Raw genomic sequence first — 1,549 nt, 5'->3', positions numbered from 1 at the left:
TGATACCTGTTTGAGGATCAAGGATTTCGGCAATGATACCTGGAAGCGGGAATGTCGCACATGCAGGTTTGATCGGAGTTGCACCCGGCAATGGAGAGACGATATGTCCCCCTGTCTCAGTTTGCCAGTAGGTATCAACGATCGCACATTTGCTTCCGCCAACTGCCTCATAGTACCATTTCCATGCCGGTGGATCGATCGGTTCACCGACGGTTCCGAGGACTTTAAGAGAGCTAAGATCGTATTTAGCCGGCTCATCTTCACCCATTTTGTGCAATACACGAATCGCGGTCGGAGCGGTGTAGAATTGGTTGATTTTGTACTCTTCGACCATTTTCCACGGACGACCCGCATCCGGATAGGTCGGAACCCCTTCGAACATAATAGTGGTAGCACCCATCGCGAGTGGACCATAGACGATATAGGTGTGTCCGGTAATCCAGCCGACATCTGCCGTACACCAGTAGGTGTCGTTTTCTTTGACGTCAAATACCCATTCCATCGTCATTTGCGCCCAAAGGATATACCCCGCTGAGTTGTGCTGAACCCCTTTTGGTTTTCCTGTTGAACCTGAGGTGTAGAGGAGGAAAAGAGGATCTTCAGCGTCCATTACTTCGGCTTCACATACACTTGATTGGTATTTGATCAATTCGTTATACGAATAGTCGCGTCCCGCTACCCATGTGATATCTTCGTTGTTACGCTCAACCACGAGAACTTTTTGTACCGGAGACTTTTCATCGATGGCTTGGTCAACAACCGGTTTGAGCATGTACGGTTTGTCTTTACGGAATGCTCCATCAGCAGTAATAACGACTTTTGCCTCGGCATCTTCAATACGGTCTTTCAATGCTTCAGAAGAGAATCCGCCGAAAACAATTGAGTGGATTGCACCGATACGAGCACACGCGAGCATCGCATACGCCGCTTCAGGGATCATCGGCATATAGATAACGACGCGATCACCTTTTTTGACATGGAACTCATTTTTCAAAAGGTTTGCAAATTTATTGACGTTGTAATAAAGTTCAAGGTAAGTAATGATTTGTTTGTCACCACGGTCGCCTTCGAAAATGATCGCCGCTTTGTTTTTGCGTGAGCTAAGATGGCGGTCGATACATTGGTGTGCAACGTTGAGTTTACCGTTCACGAACCATTTATAAAACGGCGCGTTACTCTCATCGAGAACTTGAGTGTAAGGAGAGAACCAGTCGATTTTCTCTTTCGCGAAATGTCCCCAAAATCCTTCATAATCTTCATTTGCCCATGTTTGGAGATCATGGTATTCACACATATTTTTGATGCGGGCATTTTTAGCAAACTCGCGGTTCGGTTGAAAAGTTGGTTTTACGATATCACTCATAGTTAAGGCTCCTCAGTGTAATTTAGTGGTATTTTTTAATTTTATATAGACCATTGCGGTCATAATCGCATCATTCAATGCGTTGTGCTGTCCCATTCTCGGAATTTTTAAATCACGAAGAATAGTATCAAAGCGTAAATCAACATTTCCTTGAGGAATCAGCTCTATTTTTTTATCAAAATAGAG

Annotated in this window: 1 protein-coding gene and 1 pseudogene; both read right to left on the bottom strand. The window is 44.7% G+C overall.

Features of this window, described 5'->3' with window-relative positions; all coding sequences use genetic code 11:
• The coding region (locus tag JZU62_RS02255) for an acetate--CoA ligase (RefSeq protein WP_295011487.1) at positions 1–1,363 on the bottom strand (1,363 nt) is incomplete at its 3' end.
• A 12-nt stretch (positions 1,364–1,375) separates the two neighbouring features.
• Positions 1,376–1,549, bottom strand: a pseudogene (locus JZU62_RS02250) (3'-5' exonuclease); the annotation flags it as partial.

The organism is Sulfuricurvum sp. (assembly GCF_019163035.1).
Classification (GTDB): domain Bacteria; phylum Campylobacterota; class Campylobacteria; order Campylobacterales; family Sulfurimonadaceae; genus Sulfuricurvum.
Note: the sequence above shows the minus strand (reverse complement) of the source record. Positions and strands in the feature narration are given on the sequence as shown.